Source organism: Streptomyces sp. MNU76 (genome assembly GCF_020982545.1).
Taxonomy (GTDB): domain Bacteria; phylum Actinomycetota; class Actinomycetes; order Streptomycetales; family Streptomycetaceae; genus Streptomyces.
Genome location: NZ_JAJKLK010000023.1, coordinates 1 through 20,612 on the forward strand (window position 1 = coordinate 1; position 20,612 = coordinate 20,612).

13 protein-coding genes and 3 pseudogenes are annotated in these 20,612 nt (G+C 67.9%); 8 read left to right on the plus strand and 8 right to left on the minus strand.

Annotated elements, in window-relative coordinates; translation table 11 throughout:
- Positions 1-105: 105 nt before the first annotated feature.
- On the plus strand, positions 106-396 hold the full coding sequence (locus tag E4N62_RS37360; RefSeq protein WP_230221759.1) for a hypothetical protein: 291 nt from the start codon (positions 106-108) through the stop codon (positions 394-396).
- Positions 397-671: 275 nt separating this feature from the next.
- Positions 672-1,804 (plus strand): annotated as a pseudogene (locus E4N62_RS37365) (IS630 family transposase).
- A gap of 24 nt (positions 1,805-1,828) precedes the next feature.
- On the opposite strand, the gene E4N62_RS37370 reads toward E4N62_RS37365, so the two are convergent.
- Positions 1,829-2,611: an IS630 family transposase gene (locus E4N62_RS37370; protein WP_230213530.1), complete on the minus strand. Its 783-nt coding sequence runs from the start codon at positions 2,609-2,611 to the stop codon at positions 1,829-1,831.
- On the minus strand, positions 2,500-2,970 hold the full coding sequence (locus tag E4N62_RS37375; protein ID WP_230211441.1) for a helix-turn-helix domain-containing protein: 471 nt from the start codon (positions 2,968-2,970) through the stop codon (positions 2,500-2,502). Before E4N62_RS37375 ends, E4N62_RS37370 begins: the two co-directional genes overlap by 112 nt.
- A 105-nt stretch (positions 2,971-3,075) precedes the next feature.
- Here E4N62_RS37375 and E4N62_RS37380 point away from each other — a divergent pair, with 105 nt between their 5' ends.
- Positions 3,076-3,786 carry a hypothetical protein gene (locus E4N62_RS37380; protein ID WP_230221761.1) on the plus strand — a complete coding sequence of 237 codons (711 nt, stop codon included), beginning with the start codon at positions 3,076-3,078 and terminating at the stop codon, positions 3,784-3,786.
- 237 nt (positions 3,787-4,023) lie between these two features.
- On the opposite strand, the gene E4N62_RS37385 is transcribed toward E4N62_RS37380, so the two are convergent.
- A complete protein-coding gene (locus tag E4N62_RS37385; protein ID WP_033325690.1) occupies positions 4,024-4,458 on the minus strand; it encodes an Rrf2 family transcriptional regulator in 435 nt (144 codons plus the stop codon).
- A gap of 128 nt (positions 4,459-4,586) precedes the next feature.
- Between E4N62_RS37385 and E4N62_RS37390 the strand changes: the two genes are divergently transcribed.
- Together E4N62_RS37390 and E4N62_RS37395 are read left to right on the plus strand one after the other, a co-directional pair.
- Positions 4,587-5,342, plus strand: coding sequence for an SDR family NAD(P)-dependent oxidoreductase (locus E4N62_RS37390; RefSeq protein ID WP_230221763.1), 756 nt, complete (start codon positions 4,587-4,589; stop codon positions 5,340-5,342).
- A gap of 284 nt (positions 5,343-5,626) precedes the next feature.
- A pseudogene (locus tag E4N62_RS37395) lies at positions 5,627-7,039 on the plus strand (NF041680 family putative transposase).
- Positions 7,040-7,392: 353 nt separating this feature from the next.
- Here E4N62_RS37395 and E4N62_RS37400 read toward each other — a convergent pair.
- The 3 genes and pseudogenes from E4N62_RS37400 to E4N62_RS37410 form a co-directional block, all read right to left on the minus strand.
- A complete protein-coding gene (locus tag E4N62_RS37400) occupies positions 7,393-8,295 on the minus strand; it encodes a hypothetical protein (RefSeq protein ID WP_230221765.1) in 903 nt (300 codons plus the stop codon).
- Between the two features lie 77 nt (positions 8,296-8,372).
- Positions 8,373-8,828 (minus strand): peptidoglycan-binding domain-containing protein, encoded by a 456-nt coding sequence (locus E4N62_RS37405; RefSeq protein WP_230221767.1) that lies wholly within the window; start codon positions 8,826-8,828, stop codon positions 8,373-8,375.
- Between the two features lie 179 nt (positions 8,829-9,007).
- A pseudogene (locus E4N62_RS37410) lies at positions 9,008-9,468 on the minus strand (MaoC family dehydratase).
- A 1,067-nt stretch (positions 9,469-10,535) separates the two neighbouring features.
- Between E4N62_RS37410 and E4N62_RS37415 the strand changes: the two are divergent.
- Together E4N62_RS37415 and E4N62_RS37420 are read left to right on the plus strand one after the other, a co-directional pair.
- Complete coding sequence (locus E4N62_RS37415) at positions 10,536-11,282, plus strand: IPT/TIG domain-containing protein (protein WP_230221769.1); 747 nt, start codon at positions 10,536-10,538, stop codon at positions 11,280-11,282.
- A gap of 138 nt (positions 11,283-11,420) precedes the next feature.
- Positions 11,421-15,662 carry a YncE family protein gene (locus E4N62_RS37420; RefSeq protein WP_230221771.1) on the plus strand — a complete coding sequence of 1,414 codons (4,242 nt, stop codon included), beginning with the start codon at positions 11,421-11,423 and terminating at the stop codon, positions 15,660-15,662.
- On the opposite strand, the gene E4N62_RS37425 is transcribed toward E4N62_RS37420, so the two are convergent.
- A protein-coding gene (locus E4N62_RS37425; RefSeq protein WP_230213881.1) for an IS3 family transposase occupies positions 15,646-16,898 on the minus strand; the annotation gives its coding sequence in 2 pieces (ribosomal slippage) (positions 15,646-16,616 and positions 16,616-16,898; 1,254 coding nt in all). The genes E4N62_RS37420 and E4N62_RS37425 overlap by 17 nt on opposite strands.
- On the opposite strand from E4N62_RS37425, the gene E4N62_RS37430 reads away from it, so the two are divergent.
- Positions 16,897-17,523, plus strand: a complete 627-nt coding sequence (locus E4N62_RS37430) for a TetR/AcrR family transcriptional regulator (protein WP_230221773.1) — start codon at positions 16,897-16,899, stop codon at positions 17,521-17,523. The two genes, E4N62_RS37425 and E4N62_RS37430, sit on opposite strands and share 2 nt — an antisense overlap.
- 135 nt (positions 17,524-17,658) lie before the next feature.
- On the opposite strand, the gene E4N62_RS37435 is transcribed toward E4N62_RS37430, so the two are convergent.
- Positions 17,659-20,424 (minus strand): Tn3 family transposase, encoded by a 2,766-nt coding sequence (locus E4N62_RS37435; protein ID WP_268270270.1) that lies wholly within the window; start codon positions 20,422-20,424, stop codon positions 17,659-17,661.
- Between the last annotated feature and the right edge of the window lie 188 nt (positions 20,425-20,612).

Below are 20,612 nucleotides of genomic sequence, written 5' to 3' on the forward strand. Positions count from 1 at the left end.
GCGCGACCGCAGCACCGGCGGCGGTTGAGGACGTCGGTCAACACGGCCCGCGCTAAGTTGAGAATCCTGGACCGGCGGGCTGCTCTTCCGCCTAGGGTCTCGATCATGTTCAAGTCAGGGGTGGGGTTCCTCGCGTTGTTCGGGCTCGGCTGGTGGCTGCTGGGCTCGAGTGCATTCGACGGGTTGATGCAGCAGGTCCTGGCCGTAGTCGGCTGTGCCGTCATGGTGGGGCTGATGCTCGCCGCACGCCGTTTCCTTCCCTCGTCGGCAGGGGGACCGTTTCCCGTTGACCGACGTCGGCGGTTCAACCAGATCAACGGGCTCCAGTGGCTGCTGATCATCGCCATCGCCGCAGTCTGCCGTCACGTCGGGGTGCCGGTGCTCATTCCCCGCTGATCGCGGTTGTCGTCGGGCTCCACTTCCTGCCGTTGGCGGCGGTGTTCGAGCAGCCCCGACTGCGAATACCGGCGGCCCTGTTGATCGCTTCCGGGCGACGGGCATGACCGTCTGGCTCACGAACGGCCCGGACGAGAGCGTTCGCCTCGTGGTGGGCCTTATTTCTGCGCCTCCCTATGGGGCATGGCGATATGGACAGTCGCAGGGCGGCATCCGCTGCCGATCAAGGGCAGGAAATGAGGGTTCTGGCGGCGCGTGACTGGCACCCTGTCTTGGTGGCAGAGCGAGTACGCGTGCGTGAGATCGACGATGACGAGGGGCGGCGGCTGCTGCGGATCATCCGCAGGGGCACCGGGTCGGTGGTGACCTGGCGGCGGCCCAGGTGGTCCTGCTGGCCGCTCAGGGTATGCCGGTGGCGAAGATCGCCGAGGTCACGTTCACCAGCGCCGACCGGGTCCGCGATGTGATCCACAACTTCAACACTGACGGCTTCAACTCGCTCTACCCGAAGTACAAGGGCGGGCGCCCGAAGACGTTCACGCTGCCCGAGCGCCGCGAGATCAAGAAGATCGCCAAGTCCAAGCCGACCGAGCACGACCTGCCGTTTTCCGCCTGGAGTCTGACGAAGCTGGCGGACTTCCTGGTCGCCGAGGGGGTGGTCGACGACATCAGCCACGAGGGCCTGCGCATCCTGCTCCGCGAGGAAGGCGTCTCCTTTCAACGCCTGAAGACCTGGAAGACCTCCCGCGATCCCGACTACTCGGCCAAGAAGGCCCGCGTCGAACACCTCTACGCTATCGCCGACGGCGAGGTCATACCCGAAGAGGGAGAGCCCGAAGCCGTCTTCTGCATGGACGAGTTCGGGCCGCTCAACCTGATGCCCCACCCCGGACGGCAATGGGCCGAACGCGGAGGCAAGCACAAAAACCCCGCTCGCGAGCCACGCCGGCGGCGCCGGGCGACCTACAACCGCTACGGCGGAATACGTCACCTGTTCGCGGCCCTGGACCTGACGAAGAACAGGCTCTACGGGCACATCAAGCCCATCAAGAAACGCACGCAGTTCCTGGAGTTCTGCCGCTACCTGCGCAGCCTCTACCCGCCCGACGTCCGTATCGCGATCGTCTGTGACAACTTCTCCCCGCACCTGACAACGAAGAAATGTCAGCGCGTCGGCACCTGGGCAGCGGCGAACAACGTCGAGATCGCCTACACCCCCACCAACAGCTCCTGGCTGAACCGGATCGAGGCCCAGTTCACCGCCCTGCGGTATTTCACCCTCGACGGCACCGACCACGCCGACCACAAGGAACAGGGCAGCATGATCCGCCGCTACATCATCTGGCGAAACCGGCATGCCAACGACCAGCACCTCCGCGCCGTCGTCGACAGGGCAAACGTTGCCTGACGCGGCACTAGTAGACTGTCGCGGCTAGTTTTTGGGATAGAGGTGGCGCAGTTTGATGCGTGCGTCGTGGGTGGTGAACTGCCAGTTCACCTGACGCTGGTCGGTGTTGGTGGCGTTCTGCCAGGCTGAGAGTTCGGTGTTGAGGGTGTCGAGGTCGCTGATCCGGCGGTCGAGGCATTGCCGGGTCAGTGCGGAGAGTTCGATCTCGGCGATGTTGAGCCATGACCCGTGCTTGGGCGTGTGGTGGATCTCGAGGCGTTGGGCCAGGGCGAATGCCTCTTCGGGTTCGAACGCCTCGTACAACGAGGCGATGTTGTGGGTGTTGAGGTTGTCCATCACCAGCACCACGGTCTCGGCGTCGGGGTAGTCCACGCTCAGTAACTGTTTGACCTGGCCGGCCCAGTCGATCCGGGTCCGCCGGGACAGTGCCTGAACGCGACGCCACCCGCGCAGGGGTTCGACCCACACGAAGATCGAGGACGTGCCGCAGCGGATGTACTCGCTGTCCTGGCGGGCGTCGTGACCAGGGCGGGCCGGGAGTGGGTCGCGGGCATCGCCGAGGAGCTGGTAGGGCTTCTCGTCCATGCACACCACCGGACGTGCCGGGTCGTAGGGCCGGGCATAGACGGCCAGCACGTCTTCCATCCGGGCCGCGAACTCCGCGTTCGCCCGGGGTGGGATGGTCCAGCACTTTCTCAGGTGAGGGCGCAGTTCCGTTTTTTTAAGACCCGCCCGATGGTGGAGTGGTCCAGATCGGGGATGTCCTCGGCCAGCGCGACATGTTTCTCCAGCAGCCGCAGCGACCACCGGGTATGGCCCTGGGGTGGCTGTGAGCACGCCATCGCGATCAGCCGGGCTTCGACCTCGCCGGTCACCGGCGAGGGCACCGGTGGGAGGTCGCGCTTCTTCCGCGCGATCGTGGCGTGCACATCGCCACCGGTCTCGGCGAAACGCTTGGCGACCAGCCGTAACGTCTCACCGGAGACGCCGAGCCGGGCCGCGATCACCGCCTTGGGATCCACGTCTCCCACCGAGGTGTCCAGTGCTAGCAGTACACGCGCACGCATGATCATCGAGGCCCCACGAACACCCGTGGTGGTCACCCGGACCAACTCCTCACGATCCTGCGGTGTCAACCTGACCGGCCGCTTCTTCTGTGAACCCATGACGACAGTCCTGTCCGGCAAAAGGGAAGGAGGAACCCACCAGACACCAGCCTCCCAACCAGACACGCCACAACTAAGCAGCGACGCACTACTAGGCTCCGGGGCATGGGCGAGGACGTGGACCTTGTGGCTGCCGCCGGAAGTATCGAAGACCGGGACGGAGCCTGGGACTTCATTCGTTGCTTCGTTCGAGGCTGGCGGACGCCCATCCTGCCGGGAGACGGGTGCGACGAAAGTGAGATCACACGGGCGGAAGCACGGCTGGGTCTGGCTCTGCCCGCCGCGATGAGGGAGGCGTACTCCTTGTTCGGTCGCCGCAGCGATCTCACGAGCCGACAGGACCGGTTGCTCTCCCCGGACCAACTCCGGCTGGAGGACGGGGCGCTGGTTTACCGGGTGGAGAGCCAGCACGTTGTCGAATGGGCCGTGCCGCTCTCGCATGCGGACGAGGACGACCCACCCGTGTGGTTCCGAGACGCCGGCGCCGTCTCGGAGCCGTGGAGAAACTATCTTGGGCGCTTCTCCCTTGCGTCCGTGGAGATCATTCTGTCCGAATCCGTCCTGTGCGCCGAGGAAGGCCCCCTCAACCACCGGGCCCTGGAGCCTGATGGCGTCACGAGGCTCGAATCGCTCTACCCACGCCTGCCCCTCCCGGACTACCCCGTGTGGGCACTGGAAGGCAGGGTCACCCGCTGGTTCGCCGGTCCGGGCGTGCTCCTGAGAGAGGACGCCGGTGAATGGCTGTGGGTACTCGGCCGTTCCGCGGCCGCGGTGGACGGCGTTCGGGCAGCCCTGCCGGGAGACTGGGAGATGTAACCCGGCCACTGGCAGAAGACGGCTGAAATCGCTGTCCAACGCCCTGGCTGCGCGACGGCGAACACCAGCCGGATGGTCCTCCACCACCTCTCCGGCCTGCGCCTGCGAGTCAGCAGCGCCACCGACCCGCCTACCGTCGTCATCAGCCGGGGCGTGCAACTCCATCAACTCGACGGCCTGGAACCCACACATCCCCGCTGGCCAGAGACTTGAACGGCTTACCCGCGAAGTACGGAGCTAGCGAGGTGCCGCGAGTACGTCCCGGAGTACGTTCGCGAGCGTGACGCGGGCCAGCTCGTGTCTCAGGGTCTCCTCGATGCCCTCGTAGATACTCTGCATTGCCGGCTGGATGCCGTGACCCACCACGCATCCCTGGTCCGGGGTGGTGCGGTGCATTGCGAACAGCGGGCCGGGTTCCACCGCCTCGTACACGTCGAGCAGGGTCATCGACTCCAGCTCGCGTGCCAGCGACCAGCCCGCGCCCACGCCCCGCCGGGACTCCACGAGCCCGGCCCTGCGCAGCTCGCCGAGCAGCCGTCTGATCACCACGGGGTTGGTGTTCGCGCTGGTCGCGATCTGCTCGGAGGTGGCGACCTCATGGCCCTGGCGCTGGTAGAGGCCGATCCAGGCCAGCGCGTGGGCGGCGATGGTCAGCCTGCTGTTGGCGCTCATGGACTCCTCCTCTCGGCCGTAACGCTTCATGTTACGACAACACAGTCGTAACAGTGAAGGTTGCAACAGCCTGTCGTAACAATTAGCGTTGCGACTGCCAGGAAGGGTCAATCAACGAGGTGAGAAGAATGAGCAAGCCACTCATGGGCAAGGTCGCCCTGGTCACCGGGGGGTCGCGCGGACTGGGAGCCGCGACCGTACGGCTGCTGGCCGAGCAGGGCGCCGACGTCGCCTTCACCTACGTCAGCTCCGAGAAGCAGGCGCAGGCCGTCGTCGACGAGGTGCTCGGCGAGGGAGCCAAGGCCGTCGCCTTCCAGTCCGACCAGGCGGACACGAGCCGGGCGCCGGCGCTGATCGACGACGTGGTCGCGCACTTCGGCGGCCTGGACATCCTCGTCAACAACGCGGCGATCTCGGTGGAGCAGGGCCGCACGGTGGACGACCCGGACGCCGACACCGACGCCCTGGACCGGATGCACGCCACCAACTACCTCGGCGTGATCGCCGTCATCCGGGCCGCCTCCCGAGTGCTGCGCACGGGCGGCCGCATCATCACGGTGAGTTCAGGACTGGGCTCCCGGGTCGGCGTCCCGGGCGTTGCCGACTACTCGGCGACCAAGTCAGGCATCGAGAGGTACACCATGGGGGTCGCACGGGACCTCGGGCCCCGCGACATCACGGCCAACGTCGTGGAAGCCGGACTGATGGACAGCGGCATGCAACCGCCGGACCCCGACACCCTCAAGGCCCTGCTCAGCTCGCTGTCCCTGCAACGCATGGGACACCCCGAAGAAATCGCCGCGGCGATCGCCTTCCTGGCGAGCCCCGCCGCGTCCTACGTCACGGGCGCGGTGCTGGACGCCCACGGCGGCTACAACGCCTGAACCCGAACCCCTGCCGCGCGCCCCGAAGGACATCGCGCCTTCGGGGCGCGCACCGCCAACGACCCGCGTGTGCGTGGACACGCCTCAAGAAGCCCGGATCGTGATCGTGTTACGAGCTCTTAGCTTGGTGTTTAACCTCGGCCGTTCACCTGACCTGCTGATCTTGGCTCGTTCCCGAGACAGCAGGGCGGCCGTTCTTCACGCTTCGAGGTGTCGAGCAACGTCGCGTGAAGGAACGGCCGCTGGTGAAGAGTCTCGCCGCTGAACAGTCCGCTGACGCCGCGTTGGGTGTCCTGTCCCACTTTCGTGTCGAGTTCTACGACTGCCTCTACACCCGGGCGGATGCGCTCTTCGAGCTCACCGACGCGGTGCTGTGCTCGGACGGCCCGGTCACCTCGCTGGTCGAGTTGACGCTCACGGCCGAGCACCGGCGCGGGCACGGAGCAATGTACGACGCCGTCAACCACGGCTGGCTGGAACCGCGCCGCCTGCGCAGGCTGCTGGCCTCCACGCCGCTGCCGCGAGCCGCCGACGGGCGGATCGTGCTCGCGGTGGACGTGAGCAACTGGCTGCGACCCGACGCCCCCACCAGCCCGGAGTTGCTGTTCTGCCACGTCTACGGGCGGGGTCGCAGTGCGGATCAGTTCATCCCCGGCTGGCCCTACTCCTTCGTCGCCGCACTGGAGACGGGACGCACGTCCTGGACTGCCGTGCTGGACGCGATGCGGCTCGGGCCGGCCGACGATGCCACCGCGGTGACCGCCACCCAGCTGCGGGAGGTGGTCACCCGGCTGGTGCATGCCGGGCAGTGGCGGCCGGGCGACGCGGACATCCTCGTCGTCATGGACACCGGCTACGACGTCACCCGCCTCGCCTACGTCCTGGCCGACCTGCCCGTCGAGCTGATCGGCCGGCTCCGCTCGGACCGCGTCATGCTCCGGGACGCCGGCCCACGCCGCTCCACCCCACGCGGCGGACAGCCCCGCAAGCACGGCGGCGTCCTCACCTTCTCCAAGCCGGAGTCCTGGCACACCCCTGAACAGGCCACGACGTGCGACACCACCCGCTACGGCCAGGCCGAAGCCCTCGCCTGGGACCGGATGCACCCCCCGCTTGCAGGCCCGTGGCCCCTGGCTCGACCACTGCGGTGAACTCCCTTTAATCCACGGCACGTTGATCCGGCTGAAGGTCGGGCACCTGCCCGGCGACCGCGACCCCAAGCCGGTGTGGCTGTGGTCCTCACGCACCGGAATGACCGGACAGGACGTCGACCTGCGGTGGCAGGCGTTCCTCCGCAGATTCGATCTTGAACACACCTTCCGGCTGTTCAAACAGACCCTGGGCTGGACCGTCCCCAAGGTCCGCGATCCACACACGGCCGACCTGTGGACCTGGCTGATCATCGCCGCCCACACCCAACTCCGCCTCGCCCGGCCCTCGCCGAGGACCTCCGCCGACCCTGGGAACGGCCTGCCGAGCCGCGCCGACTTACCCCCGCCCGGGTCCGCCGGGGGTTTCGCCACCTCCGCGTGAAGACAGCCCGTCCCGCCGACGTGCCCAGACCCTCCAAGCCCGGCCCCGGACGCCCACCCGGCTCGAAGAACCGCAGGCCAGCCCCGCGTCACGAGCCGGGGAAGACCGTGAAACGAATCGAAACCCTCACCGAACACGTCCGCCTGAAACAGCAGCGAGGTTAATGATCAAGCTTAGTGGGCGTTTGATATTGATTCGCTCTGACCGTTTCAATGCACTTTGCCGCATTTATCGCCAACGCGTGTGGCCTGAAATGCCTGGAATCTCCCTGCCGGTAGGGAGCTTCCGCCCCATTCTTAAACCAGACGGAATCCAGCACCGAGAGATGGATCAAACGGGCACACGGGCCGGAACCCGAAAGGCTGTAAAAGCGCATGCAAGGTGCGAATCAACCCGAAGATTGTTGGCCGCAGAAGCGACTTGGCACCGCAAAGCATCCCTAAACACCCACTTAGAGGGCGTTTATGCAGGTCAAGCCCTAAATATGACTCTCACCCCTGCCCTGCTTTGGGGGCCTTCATCCCATAGGCGGCGAATGATGGTCTCCAGGGCGGATGCTCAGCCATCCGTCTCGTTCACTTCCATGCCTGGAAGTCCGTCTGGTTTGAAGTTGCCATGGAGCGGGAACAGCGCGCAGAAGGCTGGCAGCGATTCCGATCAGTGCTTCTGCCTCACCACGGGTGTATGAGAAGTCTTTAGTCACCTCGTCAGCGTGCTCGGCACCCGATGCCTGATCGAACGCAGCCTTGTAAATCGCACGCCATCGCTGCGCCTGGCTGCGCTGGTGGAGGTCGTCGTTCTTGCTGATCTGGGGCCAGTCGGCCACGGCAAAGATGCGCTCCATGGCCTGGCGGGCGCTGCCGATCGACTTGTCGAACTCGCCGTCGTGCAGGAGTCGACGCGCATTCTGCAGGTACACCGCAGCATCGCGACGCGCCCCGTTGGGCGCCGGCAGCGGGATAGCGAGCGCGAAGCCGAAGGAGGTGCCGAGCCGCTCCAGCTCGTTCTGCCACACGCTGGCAGGCACCCGAATCTGCTCACGGCTCTCAGCGGAAAGAAGGTTGAACTGGAAGAAGCCGCTGATCTGTAGCTCCAGGAGCAGGTCCTGCCCGGCTCGGTGTTCCTCAAGGTCCAGCAGCTGCTGGTTGGCGACAGGGAAGGCGAGACGGAGGCCGGTGTGGTTGTGATTGGTCAGCCTGACCCGGGTGGGCTGGGCAGTGGCGATCCACCGCCAGTTGGGAGGAGCGACGTAGGCCTCCGCCTCCACCTCGCACAACAAGTTGTGTTCCAGGCCAGAAGGCAGCAGTTCGGCCGCGATGGTGAGCCGGTGCACGTCGAAGCCAGGCGCGAGGCTGACCCGGGTGGGGTCGATGCGGGCGGTCCCTTCGACGACCGCACCTTCGACGACCGCCTCTGCCACGGAGCGCTGACGGGATGCCGACCGGCGTGCCCCACCGGTTCCACCGGTGGGGCACGCCGGTCGGCATCCCGTGCGACCTAGGCGTGGCCGTCGGCCATCCGCTTGAACGCGGCCTTGGTTCCGGCTCCGGCGTTTCCGTCGATCGAGCCCGTGTAGCCCCAGTAGCGCTTCAGCAGTCGCTGCAGCGCCTTGATCGTGTTGGTGCCGGGGTCTCCGTCGATCGTGCCCTTGTATTCCCAGTGCTCCGCCAGGCAGCGCTGGAACGCCTTCCAGCTGTTGGTGCCCAGCTCCCCGTCGATTCTGTCGTTGTAGTTCCAGCTGTCCGCCAGCCAGCGCTGGATGTTCTTGGCCTGCGTGGCACTCAGGCCGAAGTTGTTCACCGCGAGCACGGAGACGGCCTCGGAACTCACCGCCGCCTTCGAGGCCGGCGCGGGCGCCGCGAAGCTCGTGCCCGCGCCTGCCAGGGTCCCGGCCGCCAGGCCTATGACGGCGGTGACGCTGACGATCGACCTCTTGAGGACGTTCGGTCGCATTCACTTTCCCCTTCGTTCGGTGGAACTGCTGGTGTCGAACGGGCTCGACGCTGGCAGGACACACCGATGACCAGCAAGGAAACGACTCGTCGTGGGACGACGGGACGGCCTCGACGGCTTGAGCTGGGGCTCGGCCTCCGTGCTGGGACGGGGATGGGACGGACGTTCGACGACTGGGCTCAGGCGTAGAAGCGGGACAGGCTCTGGAGCACGGCCGCCGGCTTCGTTCCGCCCTCGACCTCGATCGTTCCGTCGACCGTGATCTGGACGCCGCCCTTCACGTCCTCGACCTCCGCCAGCTTCGTGACCAGCCGGATGCGGGAGCCGACCTTCACCGGTGAGGGGAAACGCACCTTGTTCAGGCCGTAGTTGACCTTCGTCGTGACACCCTGGACGTCCAGCAGCTCGGTGAAGAGCGGGATGAAGAGGGAGAGGGTCAGGTATCCGTGGGCGATGGGCGCCCCGAACGGCCCTTCTTTTCTTTGGCCTTCTCCTCGTCGACATGGATTCACTGGTGGTCCCCCGTGGCATCGGCGAAGGTGTTGATGCGCTCCTGCGTGACGTCGATCCACTCGCTGGTGCCGAGGTCGCTGCCGGCGAGCTTCTTGAGTTCTTCGATGCCGTTGACGGTGATGCTCATATGGCGTTCCTTAGTAGGGAGTTGAAAGTCGGGAGTCGAAGGTCTGGGTTCGAAGCTAGGAGTCGGGCCGTACCGCTTGCGGACACGGGCCTTGAGGAGCTTGCCGGAGGCCGTGCGCGGCAGCTCGTCCGCGACCACCACCGACTTCGGGATCTTGTACTTGGCGAGACGTCCGGCCAGCGACGATCCCGCCAGCGGCCACCCCGCTTCGGCGTCCGGTCCGGGGGTAACGGCTCGATCCGCGCCCACTGCGCATTAGTCAACGGCACACCCGGACCAACGACCGTCTGATCCAAACGAAATGGCCTAGTCCTCGCTGCCGGAGGCATGGTCGAAGCCTTTGAGCACCGGGTCCAGTTCGGCCGTTATCTCGCCTCCTTTACTTGTTGTTGACTTAGTTCTCGAGGAAGTAACTGTGCAGGCCAGGACTGCATATGTTGAAGGCTGGGAAGCAACAGCCGGTCGCCAGCGAGGAAGGACCATGGGGTGCGTCCGCGGGGGAGAAACGTTGTGCCGCGGCTGCGGGTTGCGGCGTGGAGGCGGTGGCGGGCGGCGAACGTCGTGCGCAGTTGGTGGGCGTGGCCGCCGTAACTGCCCGCCGTTCTGATCGTTAAAAGCAATCTGCTGTCAACGGTTAGGTCTTCTCTCGGGGCGCTGACCTCGCTCTTTCCTCGTCCGGCCACATCCGGAGAATACTGCTGGACTCACCCCATTCGGGTGATTCGATGCGATGACGTCTTGTCACTCAGTTGGAGGTATGGGTCACTGAGAGTGTGAACCGGCGGGCTGCCCATCCCGTGCCGGGGGAACGTTGAGACAGGCAGCCCTCGCCGGTTTTCTCCTTGCCCGAGGAGACGGCACACGACTGCTGCGCCTCCTGGCAGGTGTGCCGGGGCGGGCAACTCTTCGTTCGCTTCGGGTCCGGCCGTACTGACGGCGTCTGAAGGGGTCGGGAAGAGAGCAGGCTGGTCCCGGTCTGCGTCTCGGTCCCCGTGACTCGGCAGCCGGTGGTCAGGTCTTCCTTGCCGGTTCCTCGCATGTCCCCAACCAACAGCGAGGAGTACCTCATGCCTATCTCTCCCAATCAGGGTTCCACCGGTGGTGGGACGCTGGTGACCATCACGGGCACGAACCTGTCCAACACCAGCGCGGTGAAGTTCGGCTCCAAGTCGGCGACGAGCGTCACTCAGGTCTCGCCGACCCAGGTCACCGCCGTCTCCCCGTCGGGGACCGGCACGGTCGGCGTCACGGTGACCACCCCGGGCGGGACCAGCAACCCGGTGCCGTTCTTCTACGTCGGCGCCCCGTTCAAGTCGTCCCTGGGCGCCGACTCCGGGCCGCTGGCCGGCGGCAACACCATCACCGTCAACGGTACCGGCCTGTCGACGGCCACCAGTGTGTCCTTCGGCGGAGTCACCGCCACACCGACCGTGACCAGTGACAGCTCTCTCAGCGTCACCGTGCCTGCGGGCGCGGCGGCCGGGCCGGTGTCGGTGAGCGTCACCACCGCGGGCGGCACGAACAACGGCCTGACCTACACCTACGTCGACACCCCCACGATCGGGACCATCATCCCGACCTCGGGTCCGACGTCGGGGGGTACGGCGGTGACCATCACCGGCACCAACCTCGACAGCACCGACTCGGTCACCTTCGACGGCACCGCGGCGCCGTTCTCGGTGATCAACGCGACCACGCTGTCCGCGGTCACCCCGCCCGGCACCGCGGGCGCGGCCGACGTGGTCGTGACCAACCCCGCCGGATCGGACACGGAGGTCGGCGCGTTCACCTACGTCGCCGGCCCCGGCATCTGATCCGTCTGAAGTGACGGGGTCGCGCCTGCGCTCAAAGTGCCGGCACCTCGTCACATGCCCTTCCGTGGCGGTCCTGGGTAACGCCACGGGAGGGCCCTCGCCTGACCTTTTGGTATGTCCTTGGAGAGGGAGCTGCCCGTGTCCGTTGATCTGCTTCCGTACGCGCGCACTGCGACCGCCGCAGCCCTCGCCGCGCCGATCGCTGCCATCGCTGTGGGCGACGGACCCAGGGGCGTCGCCCTCAGCCCCGTCGACCAGACGGGATATGTGACGAACTCCGGCTCCGGGACGGTCACCGTCCTCGACACCGCCACCCGGACCGCCACCGCCACGATCACGGTGGGGTCGGGGCCGTGGGGGGTTGCCGTCAACCCCACCGGAACCGAGGCGTATGTGGGCAACTTCGGATCCGGAACGGTCAGTGTGATCACCACCGCGACGAACGCCGTCACCGCGACGATCGGCGGCATCTCCGCGCCCGCCGGTATCGCCTTCTCCCTGGACGGTGCCCGCGCCTACGTGGTCAGCCAGGACACCGCCAGCCTGATCGTGCTCGACACCGCCACGCGAACGGTCGTGACGAGCGTGGCGGTCGGGAGCCTCCCGTACGAGGTGGCGCTCTGCCCGGATGCCCCGCACGCCTACGTCAGCGACTTCGGCGGCGGCACCGTCACGGTCGTCGACACGGGCAGCCTCACGGTCATCGCGACGATCGGCGGCTTCACCCAGCCGCGCGGTCTGGCCGTCACCCCGGACGGCCAGCGGCTGTATGTCGCCGACCACGCGGGCGGCACTGTCAGCGTGGTGGACACCACCACCTACACCGTCGCCAAGACCATCAGCGGCTTCAACGCTCCCGTCGCCGTGGCCATGGGTCCCCGCGGGGTCCTCGCCTACGTCACCGAGAGCGGCGCCGGATCGCTCACGGCGATCAACCTGGCCACCAACGCCCGCACCGCCACTGTCACCGGTTTCAGCGATCCCCAGGGGCTTGCCGTCACTGCGGACAGCCGCCACATCTATGTAACCGGCACCGGCAGCGGCACCGTGAGTGTGCTGAACATTCCGGTGGCCGTCTCACCCGACCAGGGCCCCACCGGCGGCCGTACCCCGGTCATCCTCACCGGACGCGACTTCCTCCAGGCCACCCAGGTCCGCTTCGGTGACCGCCACGCCACTTCGTTCACGATCGTGGACGACACCGTCATCACCGCCGTGGCCCCGGCGGGCAGCGGCGCCGTCCCGGTCACCGTCACCATCGCCGGTGTCCCCCACCCCATCGGCTCCTACTTCTACCTGGCACCCCCGCGGATCCGCACCATCTCACCGGCTACCGGTCCGAACGACGGCGGCAACACCCTCACCCTCACCGGCATCGGCCTGTACACCACCCAGGAAGTACGACTCGGCACCACCAGCGTGTACCCGACCGTCGTCTCCGACGCCCAGCTCGTCCTCACCGCGCCTCCGGCGCCCCCGGCTCGGCCAGGGCCGACCATAAGGGTCCCGGTGGTGGTGACCACTCTGGGCGGCGTCGCCGGCGGTCCCGCCTACACCTATCTCGACGCGCCCACGACCACCAGCGTGAGTTCCTCGGCGGAACTGCCCGTCGTCGGCGAGCGGGTGACCTTCACCGCGGCCGTAGCACCGGCCCCATCCGCAGCCGGTGCGCCCACGGGTACGGTCTGGTTCGACTTCGGTGACGGCACCGTCCCGGTCACCGCCGTTGTCGTCGACGGGCTGGCCACAGCGGCACACACCTACACGAGCACCAGCGGCAGTCCGTACACGGTCACCGCCGCCTACAGCGGGGACAACGACTTCGCCCCGTCGTCGGATGTCACGGAGCAGGCGGTGGTGCGGGCGCCGACCTCCACGACCGTCCTGTCCTCCCCGGAGCCCTCCGATGCGGACGGGCCGGTGACCGTCACCACGCGGGTCATCGTGGCCGCCCCCGGCGCCGGGCGACCCACGGGCACGGTGACCGTCGATTTCGGCGACGGCACACCGCCTGTCGTGCAGGCCCTCGCGGACGGCCTGGCCACGGTCACCCACACCTATCCCGCGAGCGAGGCCACCTACACGATCACCGCCTTCTACAGCGGAGACACCGATTACGCCTCCTCCACCGATGTCCGCACCCACCGGGTGGTGGCCGACATCCAGGCCACGACTACGACCGTGTCCTCCTCCCCGGATGCGTCGACGACCTGGCAGCCGGTGACCTTCACCGCCTCTGTCACGACCGTGGCGCCGGAGGCGGGCACGCCCACCGGCACCGTCACCTTCGACTTCGGCGACGGCACGCCGCCCGTCCCGGTCGCTCTGGCCGGCGGGGCCGCCGTCGTCAGCCACGCCTACACCTCCGCGACCGGCAGCCCGTACCCCGTCACCGCCCTCTACGCCAGCGACAACGAAGAGTTCAGCTCCTCCACGGGATACGACACCCAGACGGTGAACCCGGCACCCACATCCACCACCGTCAGTTCCTCGCCCGAGCCGTCCCTGGTGGGCGAGCCGGTGACCTTCACCGCCACCGTCACACCGGACGCCGCCGAGGCAGACGCGCCGACGGGCATGGTGGTCTTCGACTTCGGCGACGGGACGGCGCCGGTCGCAGCGCCGGTCGACGACGGCACGGCGGTCATCACCCACGTGTACGCCACCACCGCCGACAGCCCGTACACGGTCACCGCCGCCTACGCCGGGGACGCGGACTTCACCGGCTCCACCGACACGGCTGCCCACACGGTGGACCAGGCACCAACGAGTGTCACGGTGACGTCCGCGCCGGATCCGTCGGTGGTGGGCGAGCCAGTGACCTTCACCGCCACCGTCACCGCCGAAGCCCCCGGAGCGGGCACTCCCACCGGCACTGTCACCTTCGACTTCGGCGACGGCACCACCCCCCTCACCGTTCCCCTGACCCAGGCAGCGGCAACGACCTCCCACACGTACCCGAGTACCGCCAGCAGTCCGTACACGGTCACGGTCGCCTACGGCGGCGACGCGGACTTCACCAACTCCACCGGCACAAACACCCACACCGTGAACCGGGCATTCACCACGACCAGCGTGACGTCCGCGCCGGATCCATCGGTGGTGGGCGAGCCGGTGACCTTCACCGCCACCGTCGCGCCGCTCGCTCCTGGAGCGGGCACTCCCACCGGCACCGTCACCTTCGACTTCGACGACGGCACCACCCCCCTCACCGTTCCCCTGACGGACGGCTCCACGACCGCCACCCACACCTACACCACCAGGCCCGGCGGCCCTGCGGAGGTCACCGCCACCTACGACGGGGACCTGGACTTCATCCCCTCTACGGGCGCCGCCCTGCACACCGTAGAACGGGCACCGACCACGACCAGCCTCGTCTCGGTGCCGGATCCGTCGGTGGTGGGCCAGCCGGTGACCTTCACCGCCACCGTCGCGCCGCTCGCTCCTGGAGCGGGCACTCCCACCGGCACCGTCACCTTCAACTTCGGCGACGGCACCACCCCCGCCACCGTGCCCCTCACCAACGGCACAGCCACCGTCACCCGCCCCTACACCACCCGCAGAGACGGCCCCTACACGGTCACCGCCACCTACAGCGATGACATCGACTTCACGTCTTCTGCTACCACCACCGCGCACACCGTGAACCGGGCATCGACCACGACCACTGTGGTCTCGGTGCCGGATCCGTCGGTGGTGGGCCAGCCGGTGACCTTCACCGCCACCGTCGCGCCACTCGCTCCTGGAGCGGGCACTCCCACCGGCACCGTCACCTTCAACTTCGGCGACGGCACCACCCCCGCCACCGTGCCCCTGACCGGCGGCACAGCCACCGTCACCCGCACCGGCACCACCCGCACCGGCACCCCGTACACGATCAACGCCACCTATAACGCCAGCCCCGACTTCGCCGGCTCCACCGGCACCGACACCCACACCGTGAACCGGGCATCGACCACGACCACTGTGGTCTCGGTGCCGGATCCGTCGGTGGTGGGCCAGCCGGTGACCTTCACCGCCACCGTCGCGCCACTCGCTCCTGGAGCGGGCACTCCCACCGGCACCGTCACCTTCAACTTCGGCGACGGCACCACCCCCGCCACCGTGCCCCTGACCGGCGGCACAGCCACCGTCACCCGCACCGGCACCCCGTACACGATCAACGCCACCTATAACGCCAGCCCCGACTTCGCCGGCTCCACCGGCACCGACACCCACACCGTGAACCGGGCATCGACCACGACCACTGTGGTCTCGGCGCCGGATCCGTCGGTGGTGGGCCAGCCGGTGACCTTCACCGCCACCGTCGCGCCACTCGCTCCTGGAGCGGGCACTCTGAACCGCCCCGGGTTCGGTGGAGATCTCAGTTGGTGGCTGTGAGCTGGGTTTTCGTGGTTGCTCGGTAGTAGTTGGCTTCGTATTCGACGGGCGGAATGTGCCCTATCTCACCGTGGAGCCGGCGGTGGTTGTACCAGTCGACCCACTCGGCGGTGGCGAGCTCGACGTGCGAGAGCGTCTTCCACGGCCGCTGCGGTTTGATGACCTCGGTCTTGAACAGACCGATCGTCGACTCCATGAGCGCGTTGTCGTACGCGTCGCCGACCGAGCCGATTGAGGCCGCGATGCGGGCCGCGTCGAGGTGTTCGGCGAGGCGAAATGAGGTGTATTGCGACCCGGCGTCGGAGTGGTGGACCAACTCGCCAGGGGCCGGCGGACGGCCGTCGCGGTCGCGCTGCCACAGCCCCATGTCCAGGGCGTCCAGGACGAGTTGGGTCTCCTTCGACAACGACGCGGACCAGCCGACAATGCGACGCGAGAAGGTGTCCACGACGAACGCGACATAGACGACGCCCGCCCAGGCCGCGACGTGTGTGAAGTCGGCGACCCAGGTGCGGTTCGGAGCCGGGGCGACGAACTCGCGGTCGAGCAGGTCCGGGGCCCGGGCGGCGGCCGGATCCGGCATGGTGGTGATGACCTTCTTGCCGCGGACGGCGCCGGCGATGCCGAGCTCGCGCATGAGGCGCTCGATCGTGCAGCGGGCCACCTCGTGGCCCTGGCGGTTGAGCTGTCGCCAGACCTTCCTGGCGCCGTAGACCCGGTAGTTGGACTGGTAGACCTCCTGGATCAGCTCCTTGAGTTCCTCGTCTCGCACCGCTCGCGGAGAGGGGCTTTCGAGGCGTTTCTTGCAGGCGTAGTAGGTGGAGGGGGCGATCTTGCAGCTGTGCTGGGTCAGTACGCGGCAGATCGGCTCGACGCCGCCGAAGCGGTCCCGGTGCTCGTCGATGAACGTTACGAGCGAGGAAGTGGCCGGTCGAGCTCGGCCGCGAAGAAACTCGCCGCGGCCTTCAAGATCTCGTTCGCGCGCTTGAGTTCGGCGATCTCCTTCTTCATCGCCTTGATCTGCGCGGACTCCTCGCTCGTCGTCCCCGGCAGGGTCCCGGAATCGATCTGGTCCTGGCGGACCCACTTGCGCAACGTCTCGCGCGAGCCGATGCCGAGCTTCGCCATCACCGCGTTGATCGCGGCGGACTCGGTCGGGTAGTCACCGCGGACCTCGGCGACCATGCGCACCGCGCGCTTGCGCAGCTCAGGGGGATAGGAGGAGGGACGTGCCATGACTCTGATCCTTACACGGAATCGAGTCTCCATTCGAACCGGGGCGGTTCACTCCCGGCGCAAGGAACGGTCCCGGCAGGCGATCCTCGCGGCGACCCGCGCCCTGGTCGCAGAGGAGTCGTACGAGAAGGTCACTGTCGAAGCCATCGCTGCCCGTGCCGGCGTCGGCAAGCAGACGATCTATCGGCGGTGGCCGTCGAAGAGCGCGGTCGTCTTCGCCGCCCTTCTGGCTCTGAGTGAGGATGCGGACGGGCAGTCGGTCGCGCTGCCGGACACAGGCGACCTCGAGACCGACCTCAAGCTCGTCATGCGTGCCACGGCGGAGGAGTTCGCCGCCCCGTCCTTCGACAGGCTGATCCGGGCCCTCAACACCGAGATCGCCAACGATGCCGCACTGGCGGCCGAGTACCGGAAGAAGCTGGCCCAACCGCTGGAAGAAGCGAAGAAAGCACGCTTGCGCAGCGCCCAGGAAGTCGGCCAACTCGACGCCGACGCCGACCTCGACCTGGTCCTCGAAGTGCTCTACGCCCCCCTCTTCCAGCGGTGGCTGCACCGCAGCGGTCCACTGACCGCCGCATACGCCGACTCACTTGTCGACGCGACCCTCAGAGCTTTCGGCCCCTGAACAGGAGTGAATCCACCCCGCAGAGCTCGGCCCGGTCGGCTCCTGACCCCTGAGCGCCCGTCATCAAGCGTGCCAGCCCGGAGACGTAGGTGGTGACTCCGGGACCGGACCGCTTTTGATCGCACGGGCCTGCGGCTATCCGTCCTCGGCGTCGTCCGTCTCGTCATCCGTGTGCGGGTCGCGCAGTTGCCGCAGGCCCGGCGCCGGCGGGCGGGTGAAGGCGTAGCGGCCGAGGAAGTTGATGTGGTCGTACTGGAGTGGGGAGAGCCGGGCGAGGAGGTCGTCGGTGACGGGGAAGCCGTCGGCCGCGAGCTGCTTGACGGCGGCGTCGATGTAAAGGCTGTTGAAGAGCACTACGGCGTTCAGGGCCAGGCCGAGCGCGCCGAGCTGGTCCTCCATGCCCTCGCGGTAGTGCTGGCGTAGTTCGCCGCGCTGCCCGAAGAAGATCTTCCGGGCGAGGCGGTGGCGGGCCTCGGTGACGTTGAGCTGGGCGCCGATCATGCGCCGGTACCCCTCGTCGGAGACGAACTGGAGCAGGTGCAGGGTCTTGAAGATCCGCCCGTAGTGGGCGAACGCGTCGCCCAGTCCGGTCGGCTTGCCATCCCGGGAGAGCATACGGATCAGATCGTGGCCGCGGACCTCGCCCAGGGTCAGGGAACCTGCCACGCGAAGCATGTCGCCCCAGTGGGCACGTATCCGGTCCAGGCGGATGGTGTGGTTCGAGACCGGCTGGAGCGGCCCGTAGTCGGCCGCGGTGTTCGTGCGCCACAGCCGGGCGTCGGAGATGTCGGCGATCCTCGGCGAGAACTGGTAGCCGCAGATCGCGAACAGGCCGAAGACGATGTCGGAGTACGACGCGGTGTCCGTGATGACGGTCTCCGGCTTCGGGCCGCCGTCGCGGGCGTGGATGGCGTCCAGGATGAACAGCGAGTCGCGCAGCGTGCCCGGCACGACCACCCCGCCCAGCCCCATCACCTGGTCGTTTACCACGTTCAGCCAGGTGGCGCCCTTGTGCCGCAGCCCGAAGTACCGGGGGTTCGAACCCGCGTAGAGGGTCTGCACCGGCACGGTGAAGCGGACCCCGTCGGCGGAGGCGACCAGACCGCCGCCCCACGCCCTCACGACGTCGATCTTTGCCTGAGCCTCGATGAACAGACCGTTCGCCACCGAGATGTTCTCGGCCCGGAAGTAGCCCTGGTCGACCTGGACCAGACGGCCCCGGCTGAGCGCCGGGACATCCGGCTTGATGACCGGGGTGAACCCGACGTTGCACGCTTCCGTCAGCAGGACGGCGCACAAACTGGTGGTGAAGCCTTCCATGTGGGAGTCGGCACCGGAGATGTGCGTGAACGCGTCCGCCATCCCGGTCAGCTCGGCGACCTCCAGCAGCAGCTCGGGGAAGTCGACCTTCGGCAGCATGCCGTTGACCAGCTGGCGGAACGGCGGCATGAGCTTGGGCTCCTCCGCCTTGCCGAGCTTGGCCAGCTTCAGCTTCCCGCCCACCACCTCCAGCGCCGTGTTGCCGGGTAGCCCGACGGCGACCTGGACGTACGCGGCGTGCAGAGCGGAGGCGAGTTCGGCGAGGTGTCCGGCCGGTTCGCTCTCCAGACCGAGCGCGGTGAGCACCTTCGGCTCGGCGGCCGTCCACTTCTCCCCGGCCAGCAGCTTGGCGCGGGGGTCGCCCCAGCGGTCGCCGTCCTTGGCGAACACGTCCCGCCGGCGCAGCGAGCGGTGCAGATGCTCCAGGACGCAGAACGAGTACGCGGCCTTGTCGACCAGACCGTGCGGCACGTTGGGGTTGGCGAACACCAGCCGCCGCCACGAGCCCGTCACCAGATCGGAGGCGACCTCCTCGGCGCCGACCTTCTTGCGGCCGATCAGATCCGGAAGCCGCTTGAGGGCCTGAACGACGGGGACGCCAGCTTCGACGGCGCCGAAGTCGATGACCTCGACCAGGAGGCGAATGAAGCCACGCACCGTGCCGTAGCGGGCGACCAGCTCGGCCCGCCATTCCGCGTCGTCGTCCCCGTCGATGTCCGGGACCACCGCGGCGATCGTGGCGAGCGCCTCGGCCAGCTGCTCGCGCGGCACGACCTGCTCGATCGCGGACCACGCATCGACCACGGAGACGAGCTCACCGGTGTCGGTCGCGGGCGGCGTCGTCATCAGCACGTCGACCGCTGCGGCGACCTTCTTCGCGGCCTTCCGCAACTGGGGCAGGGCCTTGAGCTTGGCGTCGTTGCCCATCCGCTCGGCCTTCGCCAGCAGCTTGGTGGCCATCAGTGCATGCAGCAGATCGAGCGCGTCATCCACCGTCGCCGTCTCCAGGTGCCGCACGGTCGCCAGCAGCGTCGCGGTCTGCCGCGTGACCTCCAGCCGCTTCAGCGTCGGCGCCTTCGAGGTCAGCCCGTACCGGGCCAGCCCGGTCATCCGCGCGGCCGGAACCCGTCCGGCATCCACCGCGCCGGCCCCCAGGCCCCGCACCTCGCGGGCGCGGTCCAGGGCCAGTTCCATAGCCTTGCCAGACACCCGCATCGGGCCCAGCCGCAGCCGCTCCAGCTCCGACACCCGCTTCTTCTCCGGCACCTCCAGCAGCCGGACCATCTCGGTCCGCAGCTCGTAAGGCACCACCTCGTACAGCGCGGCGTGCAGCCGATCGTTCTCCTCCTGACGGAGCGCGGCCACCATCCGGGCCAGCGACGTCACACCCGGCAGCAGCACCCGATTGTTCACCAGCCACACGGGGGCGCGGCAGATGGCGCGGCGCGAGGGGCATGGCAAGGCTTGGACGACCTGTGTCGTCGGTACTCGTGGCGTTCGCGACGGAGAGGTCGAGGTCGTAGAGGCTGGTGGCGTCGGCCAGCCAGAGGTGCCGGGACGAGGAGTCGAAGCAGCAGGCATGGAAGGCGTGGCGCCCCATGATGGGGCGAGCGAAGGGGTCCGGTGCAGTCATCTGCCACAGCAACGCCTCGCCGTCACGCGCGATGGTCGCTGCCCAACCACCGTCGGGGGCCCCTGCTGCGGCGACGACGGCCGTACGGTGTGGCGAGCGGGCAGGGTCCTCGGTGGCATCCCGGGGGGCTGTGACG

Bases quoted from the DNA above. Each gene is read 5' to 3' on its own strand.
- E4N62_RS37360 (WP_230221759.1), top strand. From the start codon at position 106: ATGTTCAAGTCAGGGGTGGGGTTCCTCGCGTTGTTCGGGCTCGGCTGG.
- E4N62_RS37375 (WP_230211441.1), bottom strand. From the start codon at position 2,970: ATGGGTTCACAGAAGAAGCGGCCGGTCAGGTTGACACCGCAGGATCGT.
- E4N62_RS37380 (WP_230221761.1), top strand. From the start codon at position 3,076: ATGGGCGAGGACGTGGACCTTGTGGCTGCCGCCGGAAGTATCGAAGAC.
- E4N62_RS37385 (WP_033325690.1), bottom strand. From the start codon at position 4,458: ATGAGCGCCAACAGCAGGCTGACCATCGCCGCCCACGCGCTGGCCTGG.
- E4N62_RS37390 (WP_230221763.1), top strand. From the start codon at position 4,587: ATGAGCAAGCCACTCATGGGCAAGGTCGCCCTGGTCACCGGGGGGTCG.
- E4N62_RS37405 (WP_230221767.1), bottom strand. From the start codon at position 8,828: ATGCGACCGAACGTCCTCAAGAGGTCGATCGTCAGCGTCACCGCCGTC.
- E4N62_RS37415 (WP_230221769.1), top strand. From the start codon at position 10,536: ATGCCTATCTCTCCCAATCAGGGTTCCACCGGTGGTGGGACGCTGGTG.
- E4N62_RS37430 (WP_230221773.1), top strand. From the start codon at position 16,897: ATGACTCTGATCCTTACACGGAATCGAGTCTCCATTCGAACCGGGGCG.
- E4N62_RS37435 (WP_268270270.1), bottom strand. From the start codon at position 20,424: ATGCCTGCTGCTTCGACTCCTCGTCCCGGCACCTCTGGCTGGCCGACG.